The organism is Herpetosiphon geysericola (assembly GCF_001306135.1).
GTDB classification, from domain to species: Bacteria; Chloroflexota; Chloroflexia; order Chloroflexales; family Herpetosiphonaceae; genus Herpetosiphon; species Herpetosiphon geysericola.
In genome coordinates, this window is record NZ_LGKP01000008.1 from 166938 (window position 1) to 185199 (window position 18262).

Here is an 18262-nt window from a genome sequence, read left to right on the forward strand (position 1 = left end):
CACTGCGAGGCGTGGTTTTTTTGCGCTATAATCGGCTATATTTGCAAAAGGAGCATTCATGAATCGCCAATTAGATTCGCAGGCATGTTTTGTCTGTGGCAAAAATAACCCTAGTGGCTTGCAATTAGATTTCTTCGAGGAAGAAAATCGGGTTGTGACGCGCTTTAGCTCCACCTCGCTGCATCAAGGCTGGCCGGGCTTTGTCCATGGCGGCATCATTGCGACGATTCTTGATGAAACTTTAGGCCGGGTTGGCTTTTTGATCGATGCTTGGACGATGACTGGCCGTTTTGAAGTACGCTATCGTCAGCCAGCCCCGATTGACCAAGAAATTACTTTTACTGGCAGCATTGTGCGTGATCGAGGGCGGGCGCTTGAGGTCGAGGGCTTTGCCCAATTGTCCGATGGCACGATTGTGGCCGAAGCAACTGGCTTGTATATGCGGGTTTCGCCAGAATTGCGCGCCACACTTTCCGAGCAAATTGCTGAAGGCTATTAATTGACTAATCAATGATATTAACTTAATTGTGATCAAGCTTACGTTTAGTACCAGAAACATATTGGAGGAGCGTTAACATGAGTAATCTTGAAGCCCAATTTCTCCAAGAAATGCTTGATGGCTATCGTTTGGCAGCAAAACAAGGCTATAAGGCTACCTATTATTTACGTATGCTCGAAGAATTGGGGGCAATTCCTGCTGCCAAGCGCTTGGTCGCAGACCCCGAAATTAGCAGTGGTTTGCAACAGCTTTGCTTGATCGGTTTGCTCAGTACTTCGGCAGAGGCAATTATGCTCAAGCCCGAATATGCTGAATTATTTACCGATGCAGAACGCCAAGTTGCCCGCGAAAAATTAATTGCCCTCGGCTGGAACGCTGAATAATTATCCTCATGCTTGATTGGCTTTGATCAGCGCCCCGCATCTCCAGCGAGATGCGGGGCTTTTTGATACTCACCTCGGCCTGAATCCTCATAGCAAGCACTTCAGATCCTAACAGTTTTATAACAATTGCTCGCTACACTCTTAACCAGAAGCTAACAAAGATTGCCGATCGCTTTTGGCGTTGCGGCGTGCAAAGGAATAGAGTTTATGCTGCAACAACTGCGTTATCAACCAACCCTCATCTGGCCAACTGAACCAACGCTCGCGTGCGAACCAGCACAACTAGCCCCAAAGCCGCTGATTGACCAACACTTGGCTGCCTTTGGGCCAATTAGTTTGCAACAGATGGATTCGGTGGCCTTGCTGAATCGCACCGATAGCAAATATGTCTGCTCAATTCAGCAATTGACCGCAATTTTGCCAGCTTTAATGGCCGATTATCGGGTGTTGGAGATTGCTGGGCGGCACATGCATCGCTATCATACGCGCTATTTCGATAGCGCTGATTTTGCGCTCTATCGACGACATCATGCTGGGGGCCGCAATCGCTACAAAGTGCGCAGCCGTACCTATCTCGACACGCAGCATTATTTTCTCGAAGTAAAGCACAAAATTAATAAATATCGCACGATCAAGCATCGAATGCCAACGTCAACTGGCTTGGAAACGCTTAATCCAGCCAGCAAAGCCTTCGTGCAGCAACGGGTGCCGTTCGATGTGCGCTTATTACAGCCAACCCTGACCAACGATTTTAGCCGCATCACCTTGGTGAATATTGCTGCACACGAGCGAGTAACCTTGGATATTGGGATTCAGTTTCAGGCTAATCTACAGACGATTGAACTGACGGGAGTGGTGATTGCCGAAGTCAAACAGGCTGGGATTAACCGCAGTTCGCCCTTTATCCAAGGCATTCGCGGCGAGCATGTGCACCCAATCGGCATGAGCAAATATTGCAGCGGCGCAGCCTTGCTCTACCCAGAATTACCACGCAACAGCTTCAAACCAACCTTACGCTATTTGCATAGCTTGATGGAGAATGCTCGATGACAACCGAATTAACTCAATTTTTGCTGGGAGCGGGCTTTAATTTATTCGTAACGCTGCTAATTGTGCGTGGCGTGTATTACCCCGTGACCCAAGATAAAAATTTCGTTTTTACCTTTATTGGCTTTAATATGATCATCTACTTTGTGCTGGGCTTTTTGACCAGCGTGGAAGTGGGCGTTGGGGTTGGCTTTGGCCTGTTTGCGATTTTCTCGTTGCTACGCTATCGCACCGATGAGATTCCGATTCGCGAGATGACCTATTTGTTTATTTTGATTGCCTTGGGCGTGATGAATTCGCTGATGCATAGCGGCAGTTTGCTGCAAATTGGCATCGCCAACTCCGTGATTCTAGTGATTTTGTTTGTGCTTGAAAAAGGTTGGGGCTTTCAATTTGAAGCCAACAAGCGGGTTGCCTACGACAAAATCGAGCTGATCGGGCCTGATCGCTCAGCAGAATTATTGGCCGATTTACGCCAACGCACCGGCATTTTGGTTAAGCGGGTTGAAATTGGGCGCATCGATTTATTGCACGATATGGCCGATTTGAAAATTTTCTACGATGAAACGCCACGCTTGAGCGCCAACCACCAGCCAACCAATCCCCGTGTGTTGCGCGATCAACATCAATTGCCCTAAGCGAAATTTGGCTCTTGGCTCGCTCTTTAATCTGCATAAGAATGAGGTTACGATGAAATATTGGCGCTGGCTCTGTTTGGTTGCTGTTGGATTAAACTTGGTGGCATGTGCAACTTCGAGCACTTCGACCATTACGCCTGCTGAAACGACTGTTATTGATGGTGTAACGCGGCCTGCTGGCTGGAATGAAGCCTCGCATGGCGAAAGTGCCGAGCCAAATTATGCTGTGGTTTTTCCGCAAACTAAAGTTAATCAACTAATCATAACGATCGATTCTGCTTCGTGGCAAGCCATGCAAGCGAATATGACTGAGCTTTTTGGCGAGCCTGGCAGCCGTCAGCTGGGTGGTGGTTTTCCTGGTGGCGTGTTTACTGATACCAATGGCTTGCCAATGCGCCCAAATGGTGCTTTTACTAATACGAATGGCTTGCCAATGCCTCCCAATGGAGCCTTTACCGAGACGATGGGTATGCCTGGTGGTTTCCCTAGTGGCGCCTTCACCGACACCCAACGTATGCCCGGCGGGATACCAAATATGGGCGATTTGGTGACCGAAAACCCGATGTGGGTGACGGCAACCCTAAGCTTTGAAGGCCAAACATGGACCAATGTTGGCGTGCGCTACAAAGGCAATTCCTCCTTGATGAGTGCTTGGAATAGCCAACAAGCCAATTTGCCCTTCAAGCTCGATTTTGATCAATTTGAAAAAACCTATCCTGCAATTGATAACCAACGCTTTTATGGCTTCAAACAATTGGCGCTAGCAAACAATTTAGGCGATCTGACGGCGATGCGCGAGACACTTGCCTACGATCTCTTTGCCCAAATGGGCTTGCCCGCCGCCGAAACCGCGACCTATGAAGTGCTGCTTGATCATGGCAACGGGGTTGAAAGCTTGGGTCTGTACACCGCAGTTGAAGTGATCGACGACACAGCCATTGCCCGCGTTTTTGGTGATGATAGCGGCAATATTTACGAAGGCGATGGCAGCGCTGCCAGTTTGGCCGAAGGCACCAAAGCTGCGATTAATGAAAGTTTTCAGAAGGAGAATAACGATGCAACAGGCTGGGCCGATGTTGAAGCGCTCTACGATGTGTTGCACTCAAGCGAACGCACCAGCGATCCGGCGGCATGGCGGACCAAATTAGAGGCCGTGTTCGATGTGCCGAACTTCTTGCAATGGCTTGGCGTGAGCACCTTGCTTGAGCATTGGGATACCTATGGCGCAATGACCCACAATTATTATCTGTATAACAATCCTGCGACAGGCAAACTGACGTGGATTTCGTGGGATCATAATTTTGTGCTGGGGGCGAGCATGGGTGGCGGTCGCAATCAAGCGCCTGCTGGGATGCAGAACAATCCTAATCAACCAGCCAACGGCAACAACCAAGCCATTCCCAATAACCCTAATCGACCCGCCAATGGCGGCGGCTTTGGCGGCCAAAACAACAGCTTCGATAAAGCCAGCGTGACCAGCGATTGGCCCTTGATTCGCTATTTGCTTGATGACCCGACCTACTATGCGGCCTATATTGCGGCGCTACGCGAAACCAGCAGCCAATTTGATGTTGAGGCCTTGGTGCAAAAATACACAGCCTTAGCCGCCACCATCAGCCCAAGCGCAATCAAAAAAACCAGCCTTGATGAGTACAACGCTGCCGTTACGAGCCTAATGGAGCGGATTCGCACCCGCAGCAACGATTTGAAAAGCTTTTTGGCAACTCAATAAAAACAAGGCCTGTGAGTTTATGGCAAACTCACAGGCCTTCGTTGTTTAGGCGCTTAAACCGCCGTCGACGTTGATGGTCGCGCCCGTGATAAAGCCAGCAGCTGGGCTGGCCAAGAAGGCTACGGTAGCGCCAACTTCTTCGGCCTTACCCAAACGTTTGAGCGCAATCGCTTGGGTAAATACTTCAAGCATTGGGCTATCGCCGGGACCCATATCGGTGTCGATTGGGCCTGGTTGCACATTATTAACTGTGATCCCACGTTGGCCTAGCTCGCGTGCCCATGCGCGGGTATAGCTGGCAACCGCCGCCTTCGAGGCTGAATAATCGGCTAGCCCAGCAAATGGCGAGCCATCAGCGGCCACCGAGCCAATCGAAATAATCCGCCCGCCATCTTGCAACAAGGGCGTTGCAGTGCGCACGGCGGTGGCAACACCTTTAACATTGACCGCAAACATATGCTCAATCGCTTCAACATCGGTGTTGGGGTCGCTCAAGATTGCGCCCTGAAAGACCCCAGCGTTATTGACCAAAATATCGAGCTTGCCAAAATGCGCCACGACATTATTGACCAAACTGGCCACTTGGTCGCTATCTGCTTGGTCGGCCTGGAAGGCTGCGGCTTTAACGCCAAGCGCTTGTAATTGCTCGACCACTGCTGCTGCTTTGCTGGCCGAGGCGACATAACTAATTGCAACGTCTGCACCTTGCTCGGCCAACGCCAGCGCGCTGGCGGCGCCAATTCCGCGTGAACCACCTGTGACCAAGGCAACTTTTCCGGCTAACGGCTTGCTCATGGGCTTCCTTCCAAGATTCAATAAAAATAATATAGTACCTTTTAGTACATATATTTTGTACTGATCGGTACTATATGAAAAGCCAATCAATTTGTCAAGCCCGAATTTGATCCACGAAGGATACGAAGAGCACGAAGGATGATTTTTTGCCACAGATTCACACAGATTATTTAGATTTGATTTTTCGCCACCAAGGGGCCGAAGCTTTATTTTCGCCACGAATTACACGAAGGGCTATAGCCTTATAGGCTATCGCGTTCTGACTTCTGATTTCTGACTTTTGCCTTCATCCCTCATCCTTCGCCTCTAGCTTGTGTTATCCAGCTGTTTGGCGTATGATCAATTATGGTCAATCCAGCCTAGATTGGTTAGCAACGATGAAAGCAATGACAGAACAAAAAGTTGGCCGACCGCGCGCCTTTGATCGCGATCAGGCCTTATTTCAAGCATTAAATGTCTTTTGGCGTTTGGGCTATGAAGGCGCTTCGTTGAGCGATTTAACCGAAGCGATGGGGATTAATCGGCCCAGCTTATATGCAGCATTTGGCAATAAAGAGCAACTTTTTCGCGAAGTTTTGGCGCGTTATCACGAGCTGAGTGTGCCTTCGATTGCGATGGCATTGGAGCATGCTGAGATTTATGTGGCGCTTGAGCAATTGTTGCGGATTAATATTCGCCAAATTACCAACCCCAACGTGCCTGCTGGCTGCTTATTGATTCGCGGCGTGCCCGTCTGCAATGATACAACTGCGCCAATTTATCAGGCAGTGGTTGACCAACGCCTCGGTCAAGAAAGCTTAATTCGCGAGCGTTTGGAGCAATCAGCCCAAGCAGGCGAACTTGCAGCGAATGTTGATCCTGTTGATCTGGCGCGCACGATTATGGCCTTTTCCAATGGCTTATCGATTCAAAGTGTCAATGGGGCAACCCATGCAGAGCTAGAACGCTCGGTTGAGCTGTTTTTACGTGGCTTGAAAGTATTGTTGGTAGCCTAAAACCCGTTTACGGCATGCTTCAAAATGAGCATGCCGTAGCGGGTTTAATCGTTGCTTGCTGATTGATTATCGGCGCTAGGCCGCTCGAAAATTTGCTCAATCGCTAGCTCAAACAGATCGGCTATTTTGAAGGCGAGTGGTAAACTCGGGTCGTATTTGCCGGTTTCAAGCGCATTAATGGTTTGGCGGGAGACTCCCAAGGCTTGGGCCAAATCGGCTTGTGACCAATCGTGTTCGGCACGCAAGACACGTAAGCGATTTTTCATTGGTAGCTCCGATTGGCGAAGGCTAAGCCAAAACTCCAACAGGTTGTCAACAGTGGCAAGACCCACAGCCACGACAATTGTGGTAGATTGACCAACAGTTGCAGCAAGCCATAAGCGCAGCTAATAAAGATGGTAGCTCCCACGGCAAACGTAAAGGCCAGCAGTTGAACGTGGCGTTGAAATTCATCCATGCTGCTAACTGCCCGATACATTGCTTGAATGCCAAGCCCCACCGGAACCAACGGCACGATTGCGAGCAACGCCCGCCATGGCGATTCTGGCAATTGAGGCAGCACCAAAATCACGGCCATCAACAAGATTGGGAACAACACGAACGCGATGATCAATTGGCGAATTGCTGTTGATTGGGCTTTCATTGTAAAGCATCCTTGACTAAATCATTGAACTGGCGGGAGTATACACCCGTTTTTTATTTAAGTCAAGCATGCTTTACAAAAAGAAATGTCTGCTTTACAAAAAGACATTGAACATTGACATGCGCTTAGAATAAACCAATGCTTTGGCCGTGCTCATCGATATCAATGTTTTCGGCGGCAGGGTGGGTGCTGAGGCCAGGCATGGTCATCATATCGCCAGCAATGGGGTAAATAAAGCCAGCGCCAATGCTAGCGCGAACCTCGCGAATTGGAAAGGTATAATCGCTTGGGGCGCCTTTGAGCGCCGGATCATGGCTGATGCTCAGATGGGTTTTGGCCATACAAATTGGCAAATTGCCAAAGCCATTGGCTTCGAGTTTGGCCAATTGTTCGCTGGCCTCAGGGCTATAACTGACCTCGGCAGCGCCATAGATAGTCGTGGCGATGCTGGCAATTTTGGCGGTTAACGGCTGCTCAAGTTCATATAAAAACTTAGCTTGGCCTGCTTGCTCAATCGCTGCCAGCACTTTTTCGGCTAAGGCTTCGCCACCAGCTCCGCCTTGGCTAAATACTGTACTTACTGCCACATCGAAAGCGCCTGCACTCATGGCAATTTCCTGTACAGCGTCGATTTCCGAAGGATGATCATCGGGAAAGGCATTGAGCGCAACCACAACTGGCAAGCCGAATAATTGGGCGTTGCGAATGTGTTTCTGGAGATTTGCCCCGCCAGCATACACCGCATCAGGATTTTCTTGCAACAAATCGGCTGGCAATGGCCGACCTGGCTTAATGTTCCAGCGCCCGCTGTGGGCTTTGAGCGCGCGAATCGTGGCCACCAATACCACCACGGCGGGTTTGGCATCAAAGGAGCGGCACTTAATATCGAAAAACTTCTCGCCGCCCATATCCATCGCAAAACCCGCTTCAGTCACCACGTAATCGGCGATCCGCAGCCCAACTTGGTCGGCAACCACGCTGGCATTGCCGTGGGCGATGTTGGCAAACGGCCCACCATGCATCAACACTGGCGTGTTTTCGATCGTTTGCATGAGGGTTGGGTGAATTGCGTTGCGCATAATAACCGTGGCTGCACCTGCTGCCCGAATAGCATCAGCGGTAATTGGCTGGCCTTGGCGATCGAATGCCACGACCATGCGCCCGATGCGCTGGCGTAAATCGCGCATCACAGCGGCGTGGGTTTCGCCGCTCACCAAGGCCAAAATTGCCATTAATTCGCTGGCTGCGGTAATATCAAACCCAGTTTGGCGCGGAATGCCATGCTGCGCCCCACCTTGGCCAATGGTGATTGAGCGCAAAAAGCGATCGTTAACATCAAGCACCCGCCGAATCTGAATTTGCTCAGGGTCGATGCCAAGTGGATTTTTCTGATACCAACTATTGTCGGTCATGGCGGCAATTTGGTTGTGGGCTTGGGTCACGGCGTGAATATCGCCAGTCAAGTGCATCAAGCTATCTTCCAAGGGGATAACCTGCGAATAGCCGCCCCCAGAGCCGCCGCCCTTGATGCCAAAGACTGGACCAAGCGAGCTTTGACGCAAGGTACAGATGGCGCGTTTGCCTAAACGATTGAGCGCCATACTCAGGCCGATGGTGGTAGCAGTTTTGCCCTCGCCAAGCGGCGTTGGCGTCATAGCGGTTACTAAAATCTGTTTGCCACGAGGCCGATCGTGGCTTGCATCAAGCAGATCGAGGTTAATCTTGGCACGATACCGCCCATAGGGTTCGACAAATTGCTCAGCAATCGCCAGCGCTTCGGCAATTTGGGCGATCGGGCGGGGAGAGGCCTCGGCAGCGATTTGTAAACTACTTTTCATGAACGCTCTGTCCTTTATCAATTGTCCACACCGCCGTTGGTGTGGTTGCCATTGCATGCAATAGCTAGCGATTAAGCAAAGCCACCGCTTGGCAGGTTTGCCCCAATCATGGCTATTGTAGCGGTGTTTTGCTGGCTAAATTATAGTTATTTTTAGTGATTGAGGTTTACAAATCGCAACCCAACTTAGGCTCGCCCAAACATGCGCCCAAGCACGCCGCGCACCACTTTGGGCCGGAGCAAGGCTTCTGGGCCTGCTAACAGATGCATCACATCTAAAAAGGCTTGGTAAATTTCGGTCGATTGCGCGCTGAGCCAAAACACATGCTCGGTATACCATTGCAAAAAGCGAATTTTTGGGCTACGTGAGCCTGGCATTCCTTTGAAGCGCAAGGCCTCAGCTTGAGTGATGAGCCATGGAACTTCGATAATTTTTTGGGTCTGCTTGAAAAAAGCTTGGGCAAGAGTTGCGGCTTGTTGGCCTTGGGCCGAAGCCAGCACCTGATCGAGTGCCTGAGCCTCTTTGCATGCTAAAGTCATGCCTTGACCAAAGACTGGGTCAACGCTACATAAGGCATCGCCAAGCACCAAAAAGCCTTGCGGAAAGCGTTTAAGCTTGTCATAACGTTGAAAAACTTGTTGCGGATAGCCAAAGCGCACAGGCTCGCTGACTGCTGTAGCTTCGGCCAAGGTGGTATAAATATCGGGCACTGGCAGATTTTTGACAAACTCCAACACATCAGCGTTGGTTGGGGTTGGGTGCTGGCCGAGATAGCCAAACAGCGTCACAATCCAATGCTCGTCGTCGATTGGCGCAATAATCGCGCCGCGCGGCGAATTTTTCGAAGGGTGACATGCTAAGCATTGCCAATTGCGTGGCGTAGCAGTTTTTTTGAAAACCTGACTTACATAGACCAAATCGATCAGCATCACTTCTTTGGTGGGCGTTTGATAGCCAGCAGCTTCGAGCCATTGACCAGTACGCGAACCACGGCCAGTTGTATCAACCACCAAGTCGGCAGCAATTTCGCTGCTTTGCTCGGCTTGATTGACCAACACGCCAGTTACCTTAGTTTTGCTGGCATCGAACAGCAATTGCTCGACTTTCGTTTGGCCGCGAAACTCTATCTTAGGATGTTGGCGCACATACTCGCGAATGCGGCTTTCGAGGGTTGCCCGAGCTTGAGGATAAAAGCTGATGCTGCATGGTTGGCGAGTTTTCCACGAGCCAGCTTGAAACCATTGCACATCGCGCGACCAATTGAGCTGTGGCACGCCTGCGGCGTTTAAATCGCTGGTGAAGCTTGGAAAATAATGCTGAAGTACATTAAAGCCACCAGTTAATAAAATATGCACATGGTTCGCTTGGGGTACGCCTTTGCGGGGCTGGGTTGTTGGATCCAAGTCATCGCGCTCAACGATAATCACCTTTTGAAAATGGTTGGCTAAGGCGCGAGCCGCGACTAAGCCCGCGATACTGGCCCCAATCACGACCGCCTGTTGTCGTTGCATAACACTCTCCTGAAAACGTTTGATATTTGCTAATGCTGCTGAAAGACGTAAAAACTAACAGTTTCTTTCTGTGATGAGGCGATAGACCTCGCGCTCAGTGGCGAGTAATCGTTAAATGCCTGGCTGAAGCAAAGGGATAACCCAGATCAGTTGGCTGCATAAGGATGCCTTGATCTGAGTTGACAAGTATTTATCCTAAAACTGCTATACAATGTAATTTATTGATGGGATGCGAATGGCTAGAACGCTTCGTTATTCCATAGCTAAGTTCTAGCAGGATAACAATCATGCGTTGGTTAACTAAATTGGTTCTGCTTATGAGCCTTAGCACTTTTTGGAGTGGCTGTGCGCAACAATCTGAACGTTCAGCATCCATGGCAACGAATGATCCTGTGACCGTGCAACTTGATATGACTGCGGGCATGCCTCCACCAACGTGGCAAATGTCAGCTACCCAACAGAGTGAATTTTTCACCATCCTTCAGCAACTTACACCAGTAGAGGCTAGAAAAGCCTTTGATAATTTAGGCAATCGAGGGTTTGTTGTTACCACCATGAATCCCGCCCGTACAATTCGGGTTCAACAAGGATTTGTTTGGATCATAGGCGATAACTATGAACGGGTGTTTAGCGATCAGCATAATGATCTCGAACGTTTTTTGCTCCTCAGTGGTCAGCCAACCTTGGAGCCTGCACTCTATACAATGTTGGAAAAAGGGATTGGCCAAAACTAAAAATTGTGCTCTGTATGCAACTCATACGCTGCCCCAAGCTCGCGCGAAGCTACACTGTAGGCGCGATAGCTGACTGATGGGCATGGATTGAGCATCGTTTGCAAACGCGCACGAATTGCTGGCCGTTGAACCACGTTAAATGCTTGGCTTGGTTCAATCCATTCCACCGCTAAACTCTCAGCACTGGTGGTTAATTGACCAGCTTGGTACAAACAGCGAAAATCAAGATTAACGCTGCCCAATGCGAGATTCGACGATACGCCAACCAAGCGTTCAATTGTGGCATAAACTCCTGTTTCTTCAAAAATCTCACGCGCGAGTGCTTTGGGCAAGCTCTCACCAACCTCGACCTGGCCGCCGGGAAATTCCCATCCGCCGCGTGGGCTTTGCAATAATAAAATTTCGCCAGCCTGATTAAAAACACCGCCTGCAACCGTCACAATATGGCGTGGAATTTGCTGCATCCAAGCTCCTTACCAAACTATTCTGGTGCAACCATAGCTGCTTGTGCTATCTACGACAATGGCACGTAGCTGATAATGCGCTGACTCTAGCTTTTAGTTATTTTAGCCTATGGGTGAGCAGAACCAACCCGACGGTTAACCGTTTGGATAGGACAAATGAGTTTTAGCATCCGCTAAGCTAGGAACCTTGATAGATGGTATACTCAGGCTACTCGTGGCTTTACGGAGATTCGCTGCATGGCTCGCTCGTTTCAAGCTCTGATTCCGCGCCTGCGGCTGCATGCTGGTTTGGCGCTTTTGCTCTACGTTACAACCCACCTGCTGAACCATGTTTGGGGAATCTTTGGCCTCGAAGCCTTGGAATCGGCGCGCCGATTTTTTCTAGGTTTTTGGCGTCATCCAGCAATTTTTTGGGTTGTGCCAGCAAGTTTACTGGTGCATATCGTCTTATCGGGCTATAAATTACTAACGATCACCAATTGGCGGCGCTTGCATTGGAACGAATGGCTACAACTGAGCTTAAGCCTGATGATGCCCTTGCTCATTAGCTCGCATGTTTATGTGACGCGTTTTGCTACCCTCTTGTATGGTGTGCGCGATACCTATAGCTATGTGTTGCTTGGCCAAATGACAATCGCAATCGATCTGTATTTGATGCTGGTGGTGGTTTGGTTGCATGGCAATCTTGGTTTGATGAGCTATTTATGGCATAAACCATGGTTTCGCCGGATTAAACAACCCTTGCTGATTGCCCAAATTGTGATTCCCTTGCTTGCCATGGTTGGGATCATTGTCGCCCATCGCGAGGTGAATCAGCTTAAACAAGACCCAGCATGGCTCGCCAGCGTGATGCAATTTACCAACCCAAACAATGTAGATTTGGTGGCTGCCTCAAGCAATTTTATGGCGCGATTCGGCGCAGGCTATGCAGCTATCTTATTGGGTTTGGGTGGCGGTCGGGCTTTGGTGTTGCGTTTACGGCGCAAGCATTATCTGATTACGGTGGAATATAAGGGCATTGCCACAGTCACAATTCCGCCTGGCACCAGCTTGCTTGAAGCTAGCCTTGCCAATGGCATTCCGCATGCCCATAGTTGTGGCGGTCGCGGGCGTTGCTCAACCTGCCGAATCGAAATTATCGAAGGCGCTAAAGCGTTAAATTCGCCGAATGAAACCGAGCAACGCTTGCTCAAGCGCTTTGGAGCTGGCAGCGATATTCGCTTGGCATGCCAAACGATTCCAACTGGCGCGTGTGTTGTGCGGCCATTATTACACCACCATGATCGCGCCCAACTAGGCGCGCCAACCATGATTAGCCATGGCGCAGATAAGCAAATTGTGATTATGTTTGCCGATTTGCGCGGCTTTACCACGCTTTCCGAGGGCAAATTGCCCTATGATACGGTTTTTATTCTGAACCAATATTTTCAATCGATGGGCCAAGTCATCGAATCCAATGGTGGCTATCTCGATAAATTTATTGGTGATGGGATTATGGCTTTGTTTGGCTTGGAAGGCACTTTAGAGCAAGCTTGTCATAATGCACTGGCAGCGGCCCAAGCCATGGCGCATCAACTCGACGTGCTCAATCAGCGTTTGCAAGACGATGTGAGCGAGCCGTTGCGCATGGGCATTGGGATTCATTGTGGCCATGTGATTGTTGGCGATTTGGGCTATAAACGGGCGAAACATCTGACCGCAATTGGTGATGCGGTAAATATTGCTGCCCGTTTGGAAGAAGCCACCAAAACCTTGCAAACCCAATTGGTTGTTTCGCGAGCCGTGATGCAGCATAGCAGCTTGGATTTGCATGATTTGAGGTTGAGCGAAATTCCGATTCGTGGCCGCAGCCAACCTTTGGAGATCTACTCGATTGAGAGTGCCAAAAGCCTTGTGCTGGTGCCATTAACCTTGAATAGCTAAATCTCGATTACCACATTACCTTTTTTGCGACCTGTTTCGACATAACGATGGGCTTCGGCCAAATCGGCCAAACGATAGCGGCGATCGATCACCGCCTTGAGTTTGCCAGCAGCGATTAATTGAGCCAAAAAGTTGAGGTTGGCTGGGTTTTGATTCAGCCCCGTGGCCGCGAATTTGGCTTTTTTGCCTTTGCCAAAGCTTGTCCACGCCATATTCAGCATAATGCCAAAGCTTGGCACGGTCATTAGATAGCTGCCGTTGGCTGTAAGCAAGCGTTTGCAACGGCGATATGAGCTTTTGCCAATTGCATCGAACACCACATCATAGCGCTGTTGGCTTTGGGTAAAATCGCTGCTGGTGTAATCGATCACATGATCGGCTCCATAGTGGGTTGCCAATTCGTGATTGGCGGCGCTGCACACGGCAGTAACTGTCGCGCCATAATATTTGGCCAATTGCACGGCGTAGATTCCGACCGCTCCCGAAGCGCCATTGATCAAGATGTGTTGGCCAGCTTGGAGCTTGGCAATATCGCGCAAAAAGATTAATGCTGTGGTTGAACCATCGCAAATTGCCACAGCTTCGGCGGCGCTTACATTGTTTGGCTGTTTGGCGATTGGCTTATCTTCGGCGAGGCATAAATATTCGCCGTAGCTGCCAAAGCTCTTGGGACTCATACCGAACACTTGATCGCCAAGCTTGAAGCGCTGGACTGCTGGGCCAATCGCCTCGACCGTGCCCGCGAATTCGACCCCAAGAATTGGAAATTTTGGCTTGCGCAAGCCATACATCAGCTTGATGATGAAGGGATCGCCTTTGCGAAAGGCGCAATCCGAGGGCGTGACGCTGGCTGCTTGAACCTTGATGAGCAGCTCGTTGGCCTTGGGCGTTGGCTTGCTAGCCTCGCTGAATTGCAAAACCTCAGGCGAACCATAGCCAGTACAAATTATTGCTTTCATCCACGTTGCTCCACTGCTTGCTCAGCGTGCAGCTTGATTAAGATTTTGCCTTTGGCGTGGCCTGCTTGCAAATAGCGCATGGCCGCAGGCGCCTCTGCAAGCGGATAGCTGCGATCGATAACTGCTTTAATATCGCCATTGGCTAGCAAAAAGCTCATTTTAGCTAAATCGGCTTGATTGGTTTTGGCCGTCAAGTTACTTAGCTGCTTCGTGCTGCCGATTGAAAGCAACTTGCCTAAGGCGAGGGCTTGAAAAATTTGGCTCATATCGCCACCAAGCATGACATAACGGCCTTTGGGCGTTAAACTACGTTTGTAGCTGAAAATTGAGCGATAGCCATTGACCCCCAGAATTAAATCGTAGCGTTGACCGTTGCTAGCAAAATCATCTTTGGCATAATCCAAAACCTGATCCGCGCCCAACGACCGCATCAGCTCGTGTTTGGCGGCACTGGCAACGGCGGTGACGGTTGCGCCAAAATGTTTCGCAAGTTGGACTGCGAATGTGCCAGCCCCGCCGGAAGCACCGTAAATTAAGACGTTTTGGCCAGCAGCAATGTGGCCTTGACGCAACCCTTGGAGTGCAGTAACCGCAGCCATCGGCGTGGCAGCTGCTTGCTCAAAACTAACATTCGCTGGTTTGAGTACCAGCATATGCTCTGGGACACAGATATATTGACTTAAACCGCTAGCGCCACTGCCCCAAATATTGCCAAGTACTGCATCACCAACTTTAAATTGGGTAACGTTACGCCCAACTGCTTCGATAATTCCAGCGATATCGGTGCCAAGCATGCTTTGTTTGGGCTTGAATAGACCAGTCATAAAGCGCAAAGGCAAGGGTTTACCCGTCATCAAACGCCAATCGGCAGCGTTCAGCGCGGTAACATAGACGTTGATCAACACTTGATCGGCGTTGGGTATTGGGCGGCTTACGTCGCTGAGCTGCAACACGTCAGCTGAGCCATATTCACGATAGATAATTGCTTGCATCTGAAAACTCCCGTTTGTTAGTGCTCGTTTGGGTTTGAATTGAATGGGCTGGTTGTTGAGTGCAACGGCATTAGCGAAATTAAGGGCATGCCCAAATCGCGAACTTTTTTAATCAGGCCATATAAGGCTGCTTGATCAGGAATGACGCCAACTAGAAGCGTATCGCCATTGGCCAGCGCAACGATTTCCAAGCCTGCAAACCATTCGGACCAGGTTTGATCAAGCTGGCCACGCAGGCAAATTTGATAGATCATTGCTTCTGGTGCTCGTTGCTGGTGGTTGGTCATCATTGCCTCTGCTAGAACAAGCGCCGCGTTCCATGCCAACGGCTCAACTGCTTTCTAGCATAAGCAATTGAACTGAGCTTGGTTAGACACCAAAGTGTTGTTGTAGGCAAGTTAAGGATTATTGGCTGAGCAAGCCCAATTCGCGGGCGCGGGCGACGGCCTCGGTGCGGCGTTGAACCTGAAGTTTTTCAAAAATTCGTCGATTGTGGCCTTTGACGGTATCTAAGGCAAGGTGAAGTTGTTGGCAGATTGCTTGATTTGAATGGCCTTGCGCAATAAGTTCCAGCACTTCGCGCTCGCGTTGGCTCAGCAGATCAAGCAAGCTTGGGGCGGCGGGATAAAGTTGCTTGGGGTTTTCGTGGGCAAATTGGCTGAGCAAAAAATCGCGATAGGCTGCTTGGGCTGATTGAGGATTGATGCTGGCAAGCAGGTTTTGCATTGCGCTGCCATGATCAAGAAATAGGCGCACAAACCCCTTGGCTTCTGCATGGAGCAACATTTTTGTGAGCATTTGCAAAGCTTGGCCATGCTCGCCGAGCGCTGCTAAACCTAAGCATTGGATTGAACTTAACCATAATTGGTGGTCGTGCCAGCCGTTTGCTTGGGCCTGTTCGAGTGCTGGTTTGAGCACAGCTAAGGCCGCGCTTGGCTGTTGTTGGGCCAAATAAACTTGGGCTTGGCTAATTGCTAGGTTGTGGTTTTGAGCCAGCTGTTGGGCTGCTTGAATTTGGCCGCGCAGCAAATGAATCCGCACCTGTTCGGCAGCAATTTTGGCGGGCTGGGTGCTATGGCGATGCTGTTGGGCCGCAATCTGTGCTTGCTCCAACAGCAAACTTGCTTGCTCCAGCTGGCCTTGGGCAATTAACAAGCGTGCTTTGACCACCTGACAGGCGACTTCGCGATCAGTGTGCTGCAATAATTGGGCTGCTTGCAAGGCCCGTTGATAATGCTGCTCAGCGAGATCAAGCTGATTTGATTGATAATAAATTCGGGCGAGGCCAAGCTCAGCTCCACAATTGGCCGCAGGCAATCCAAGTTGGCTGCAAGCGCTAAGCACCTGCTGGTAGGTCGCCGCCGCCAGCGTAAGCCGATTATCGCTTTCTTGGAGATTGCCCAAGCCGATTGAAGCCAAGAGCACCGTGACCAGATTGCCTGAACGCTGGCCAATGTTAATTGCTTGCTCGTAGGCTTGTTTGGCGGCGTTGCGTTGGTCTTGTAACTGATAAGCATAGCCCAATTTCCAAACTGTCGAGGTGCGAAACGAGAGATTATCAAGCGCAAGATAGGCCAATGCGCGTTCCGATTGGGCGATAATGGCGTTGGCATCGTTTTGGCTGAGTGCTAACGTCCCGCGAATGGCTGCGATTCGGCCTATCAAATCCTGTTCTTTTGGGCCTTGTTCATGTGTAGCCAAGGCCTGTTCTGCTGCTTGCAAGCGTTGCTCAATGCCATTTACTTGGCCTGTTGCCAGCCAAACCGAGGCTGCGGTAACCCAAAGTGAGGGGTGTTGATTAAACACGCTGGTAGGCAAACCTTGCAGCCAATACATAATTGGCAGTAAGGCGCCTTGAAATTGCAGTGGCACCCGTTTGCCTTCGATTAAGCGTTCAGCCCGTTCGATTGCATTGGCAGCGGCGGCGTGTTCAAACGCTTCAATTTCTAATTCATTGTGCTCAAACCAGTTGCTGGCGCGAATGTGCAGCGCTTCGAGGCTGGGTGTTGTTTGTTGGGCCAAACTGCGTTGCAAGCGTTGGCGCAGCAATTCACCAAATAAATGATGATAGCGATACCAACGCCGCTCGTGATCAAGCGCCACAATAAACATATTGGCTTGTTCGAGATATTCAAGCGTGCTTTGGCCAGTTCGTTCGTTGTTTGGCAGCAGCGCATCGCACAACGAGCCGCACATACGATTAAGGATTGAGCTGTGTAATAAAAATTGCTGAATCGCTGGCGGTTGGTGTTGCAGCACCTCTTCAAGCAAATAATCCATCACAAAATGGTGACTGCCCGTGAACGAAGCGATAAAACTTGGCCGATCAGTTTGGTGTTGCATTGAAAGCCCTGCCAATTGCAAGCCTGCAATCCAACCTTCGGTGCGCGCTTCCAAGGCCGCAACTTCAGCTCCACTCAGCTCGAGGTGCATGGCATTATTGAGAAATTGTTGGGCTTCAGCGAGGCTAAATCGCAGGTCGGCGCTGCGCAATTCGTGCAGTTGGCCTCGGGCACGCAGCCGTGCCAACGGCAAATTCGGATCTTCACGGGTGGCGATTATCAAGCGCAACTCAGCTGGTAGATGTTCCAGTAAAAAGCTTAGTGCTTGGTCAAGGGCGTGGTTTTCGATCACATGATAATCATCAAGCACCAAATTGATTGTTTCGTTGCGGCCACTTAATTCATTGATCAGACTAATCAGCGCTTGTTCGATTGCATTGGGCTGCGTTTGAATCAAGCGCAATGCTGCGACGCCCAGCGTTGGCACAATAGTTTGGATGGCATGAATAAGATAGCTGAAAAATCGGCTAGGCTCGTTATCGCCTTCGTCAAGCGCCAGCCATGCCACCTGCTGCTGGGTGTTGGCCTGCCATTCGCTAAGCAAACTACTTTTACCAAAGCCAGCTGGCGCCGAAATCAACCGCAAGCCACAATGCTGGGCAGCCTCGAAACGGGCGATTAAATGCGGACGGGCCACTCCATTTGGGCGTGGTTGCGGAAGATGCAGCTTGGTTGCTAAAATGGGTATTGGCATAGCTCAATTATAGAGTGCGCCGATTTGCCGCGTCAATCCAACCACACCCAGCAGAGTGTTAGCATTGATGAAC

Annotated in this window: 18 protein-coding genes; 8 read left to right on the forward strand and 10 right to left on the reverse strand. The window is 50.2% G+C overall.

Annotated features, from left to right (window positions below; translation table 11 throughout):
• Nucleotides 1-58 precede the first annotated feature (58 nt).
• The 5 genes from SE18_RS04315 to SE18_RS04335 all read left to right on the forward strand — a co-directional run bounded on the left by SE18_RS04315 (nt 59) and on the right by SE18_RS04335 (nt 4299).
• Entirely contained in the window at nt 59-499 is a 441-nt protein-coding gene (locus tag SE18_RS04315) for a PaaI family thioesterase (RefSeq protein WP_083469713.1), read from the forward strand.
• A 77-nt stretch (nt 500-576) separates the two neighbouring features.
• Nucleotides 577-882: a hypothetical protein gene (locus SE18_RS04320; RefSeq protein WP_054533189.1), complete on the forward strand. Its 306-nt coding sequence runs from the start codon at nt 577-579 to the stop codon at nt 880-882.
• 207 nt (nt 883-1089) lie between these two features.
• Nucleotides 1090-1932, forward strand: coding sequence for a polyphosphate polymerase domain-containing protein (locus SE18_RS04325; protein WP_054533190.1), 843 nt, complete (start codon nt 1090-1092; stop codon nt 1930-1932).
• Complete coding sequence (locus SE18_RS04330) at nt 1929-2567, forward strand: DUF4956 domain-containing protein (protein ID WP_054533191.1); 639 nt, start codon at nt 1929-1931, stop codon at nt 2565-2567. Before SE18_RS04325 ends, SE18_RS04330 begins: the two co-directional genes overlap by 4 nt.
• Nucleotides 2568-2619: 52 nt before the next feature.
• Entirely contained in the window at nt 2620-4299 is a 1680-nt protein-coding gene (locus tag SE18_RS04335) for a CotH kinase family protein (protein ID WP_054533192.1), read from the forward strand.
• Between the two features lie 45 nt (nt 4300-4344).
• Here SE18_RS04335 and SE18_RS04340 read toward each other — a convergent pair whose 3' ends face one another.
• Nucleotides 4345-5094, reverse strand: coding sequence for an SDR family NAD(P)-dependent oxidoreductase (locus tag SE18_RS04340; RefSeq protein ID WP_054533193.1), 750 nt, complete (start codon nt 5092-5094; stop codon nt 4345-4347).
• 386 nt (nt 5095-5480) lie between these two features.
• Between SE18_RS04340 and SE18_RS04345 the strand changes: the two genes are divergently transcribed.
• Entirely contained in the window at nt 5481-6089 is a 609-nt protein-coding gene (locus SE18_RS04345) for a TetR/AcrR family transcriptional regulator (RefSeq protein WP_054533194.1), read from the forward strand.
• A gap of 44 nt (nt 6090-6133) precedes the next feature.
• Here the strand turns inward: SE18_RS04345 and SE18_RS04350 are convergent, their stop codons facing one another.
• The 4 genes from SE18_RS04350 to SE18_RS04365 all read right to left on the reverse strand — a co-directional run bounded on the left by SE18_RS04350 (nt 6134) and on the right by SE18_RS04365 (nt 10081).
• Nucleotides 6134-6355 (reverse strand): helix-turn-helix transcriptional regulator, encoded by a 222-nt coding sequence (locus tag SE18_RS04350; RefSeq protein WP_054533195.1) that lies wholly within the window; start codon nt 6353-6355, stop codon nt 6134-6136.
• Nucleotides 6352-6732, reverse strand: coding sequence for a hypothetical protein (locus tag SE18_RS04355; RefSeq protein WP_054533196.1), 381 nt, complete (start codon nt 6730-6732; stop codon nt 6352-6354). Before SE18_RS04355 ends, SE18_RS04350 begins: the two co-directional genes overlap by 4 nt.
• A 125-nt stretch (nt 6733-6857) precedes the next feature.
• Entirely contained in the window at nt 6858-8570 is a 1713-nt protein-coding gene (locus tag SE18_RS04360) for a formate--tetrahydrofolate ligase (protein WP_054533197.1), read from the reverse strand.
• A gap of 185 nt (nt 8571-8755) precedes the next feature.
• Complete coding sequence (locus SE18_RS04365; RefSeq protein ID WP_054533198.1) at nt 8756-10081, reverse strand: FAD-dependent oxidoreductase; 1326 nt, start codon at nt 10079-10081, stop codon at nt 8756-8758.
• Nucleotides 10082-10368: 287 nt separating this feature from the next.
• Between SE18_RS04365 and SE18_RS04370 the strand changes: the two genes are divergently transcribed.
• Nucleotides 10369-10815, forward strand: coding sequence for a hypothetical protein (locus tag SE18_RS04370; protein ID WP_054533199.1), 447 nt, complete (start codon nt 10369-10371; stop codon nt 10813-10815).
• On the opposite strand, the gene SE18_RS04375 is transcribed toward SE18_RS04370, so the two are convergent.
• Nucleotides 10812-11279 (reverse strand): NUDIX hydrolase, encoded by a 468-nt coding sequence (locus SE18_RS04375; RefSeq protein WP_054533200.1) that lies wholly within the window; start codon nt 11277-11279, stop codon nt 10812-10814. The two genes, SE18_RS04370 and SE18_RS04375, sit on opposite strands and share 4 nt — an antisense overlap.
• A gap of 237 nt (nt 11280-11516) precedes the next feature.
• Here SE18_RS04375 and SE18_RS04380 point away from each other — a divergent pair, with 237 nt between their 5' ends.
• Nucleotides 11517-13202 carry an adenylate/guanylate cyclase domain-containing protein gene (locus SE18_RS04380; protein WP_054533201.1) on the forward strand — a complete coding sequence of 562 codons (1686 nt, stop codon included), beginning with the start codon at nt 11517-11519 and terminating at the stop codon, nt 13200-13202.
• Here SE18_RS04380 and SE18_RS04385 read toward each other — a convergent pair.
• The 4 genes from SE18_RS04385 to SE18_RS04400 form a co-directional block, all read right to left on the reverse strand.
• Nucleotides 13199-14161 carry an NAD(P)-dependent alcohol dehydrogenase gene (locus SE18_RS04385; RefSeq protein WP_054533202.1) on the reverse strand — a complete coding sequence of 321 codons (963 nt, stop codon included), beginning with the start codon at nt 14159-14161 and terminating at the stop codon, nt 13199-13201. The two genes, SE18_RS04380 and SE18_RS04385, sit on opposite strands and share 4 nt — an antisense overlap.
• Nucleotides 14158-15153 carry an NAD(P)-dependent alcohol dehydrogenase gene (locus SE18_RS04390; protein ID WP_054533203.1) on the reverse strand — a complete coding sequence of 332 codons (996 nt, stop codon included), beginning with the start codon at nt 15151-15153 and terminating at the stop codon, nt 14158-14160. Before SE18_RS04390 ends, SE18_RS04385 begins: the two co-directional genes overlap by 4 nt.
• A gap of 17 nt (nt 15154-15170) precedes the next feature.
• A complete protein-coding gene (locus SE18_RS04395; protein ID WP_201783471.1) occupies nt 15171-15443 on the reverse strand; it encodes a hypothetical protein in 273 nt (90 codons plus the stop codon).
• Between the two features lie 115 nt (nt 15444-15558).
• A complete protein-coding gene (locus SE18_RS04400; protein ID WP_054533204.1) occupies nt 15559-18189 on the reverse strand; it encodes a LuxR C-terminal-related transcriptional regulator in 2631 nt (876 codons plus the stop codon).
• Between the last annotated feature and the right edge of the window lie 73 nt (nt 18190-18262).

Excerpts from the sequence above, each read along its gene's own strand:
- SE18_RS04315 (WP_083469713.1), top strand. The coding sequence starts at position 59 with ATGAATCGCCAATTAGATTCGCAGGCATGTTTTGTCTGTGGCAAAAAT.
- SE18_RS04320 (WP_054533189.1), top strand. The coding sequence starts at position 577 with ATGAGTAATCTTGAAGCCCAATTTCTCCAAGAAATGCTTGATGGCTAT.
- SE18_RS04325 (WP_054533190.1), top strand. The coding sequence starts at position 1,090 with ATGCTGCAACAACTGCGTTATCAACCAACCCTCATCTGGCCAACTGAA.
- SE18_RS04330 (WP_054533191.1), top strand. The coding sequence starts at position 1,929 with ATGACAACCGAATTAACTCAATTTTTGCTGGGAGCGGGCTTTAATTTA.
- SE18_RS04335 (WP_054533192.1), top strand. The coding sequence starts at position 2,620 with ATGAAATATTGGCGCTGGCTCTGTTTGGTTGCTGTTGGATTAAACTTG.
- SE18_RS04340 (WP_054533193.1), bottom strand. The coding sequence starts at position 5,094 with ATGAGCAAGCCGTTAGCCGGAAAAGTTGCCTTGGTCACAGGTGGTTCA.
- SE18_RS04345 (WP_054533194.1), top strand. The coding sequence starts at position 5,481 with ATGACAGAACAAAAAGTTGGCCGACCGCGCGCCTTTGATCGCGATCAG.
- SE18_RS04350 (WP_054533195.1), bottom strand. The coding sequence starts at position 6,355 with ATGAAAAATCGCTTACGTGTCTTGCGTGCCGAACACGATTGGTCACAA.
- SE18_RS04355 (WP_054533196.1), bottom strand. The coding sequence starts at position 6,732 with ATGAAAGCCCAATCAACAGCAATTCGCCAATTGATCATCGCGTTCGTG.
- SE18_RS04360 (WP_054533197.1), bottom strand. The coding sequence starts at position 8,570 with ATGAAAAGTAGTTTACAAATCGCTGCCGAGGCCTCTCCCCGCCCGATC.
- SE18_RS04365 (WP_054533198.1), bottom strand. The coding sequence starts at position 10,081 with ATGCAACGACAACAGGCGGTCGTGATTGGGGCCAGTATCGCGGGCTTA.
- SE18_RS04370 (WP_054533199.1), top strand. The coding sequence starts at position 10,369 with ATGCGTTGGTTAACTAAATTGGTTCTGCTTATGAGCCTTAGCACTTTT.
- SE18_RS04375 (WP_054533200.1), bottom strand. The coding sequence starts at position 11,279 with ATGCAGCAAATTCCACGCCATATTGTGACGGTTGCAGGCGGTGTTTTT.
- SE18_RS04380 (WP_054533201.1), top strand. The coding sequence starts at position 11,517 with ATGGCTCGCTCGTTTCAAGCTCTGATTCCGCGCCTGCGGCTGCATGCT.
- SE18_RS04385 (WP_054533202.1), bottom strand. The coding sequence starts at position 14,161 with ATGAAAGCAATAATTTGTACTGGCTATGGTTCGCCTGAGGTTTTGCAA.
- SE18_RS04390 (WP_054533203.1), bottom strand. The coding sequence starts at position 15,153 with ATGCAAGCAATTATCTATCGTGAATATGGCTCAGCTGACGTGTTGCAG.
- SE18_RS04395 (WP_201783471.1), bottom strand. The coding sequence starts at position 15,443 with ATGATGACCAACCACCAGCAACGAGCACCAGAAGCAATGATCTATCAA.
- SE18_RS04400 (WP_054533204.1), bottom strand. The coding sequence starts at position 18,189 with ATGCCAATACCCATTTTAGCAACCAAGCTGCATCTTCCGCAACCACGC.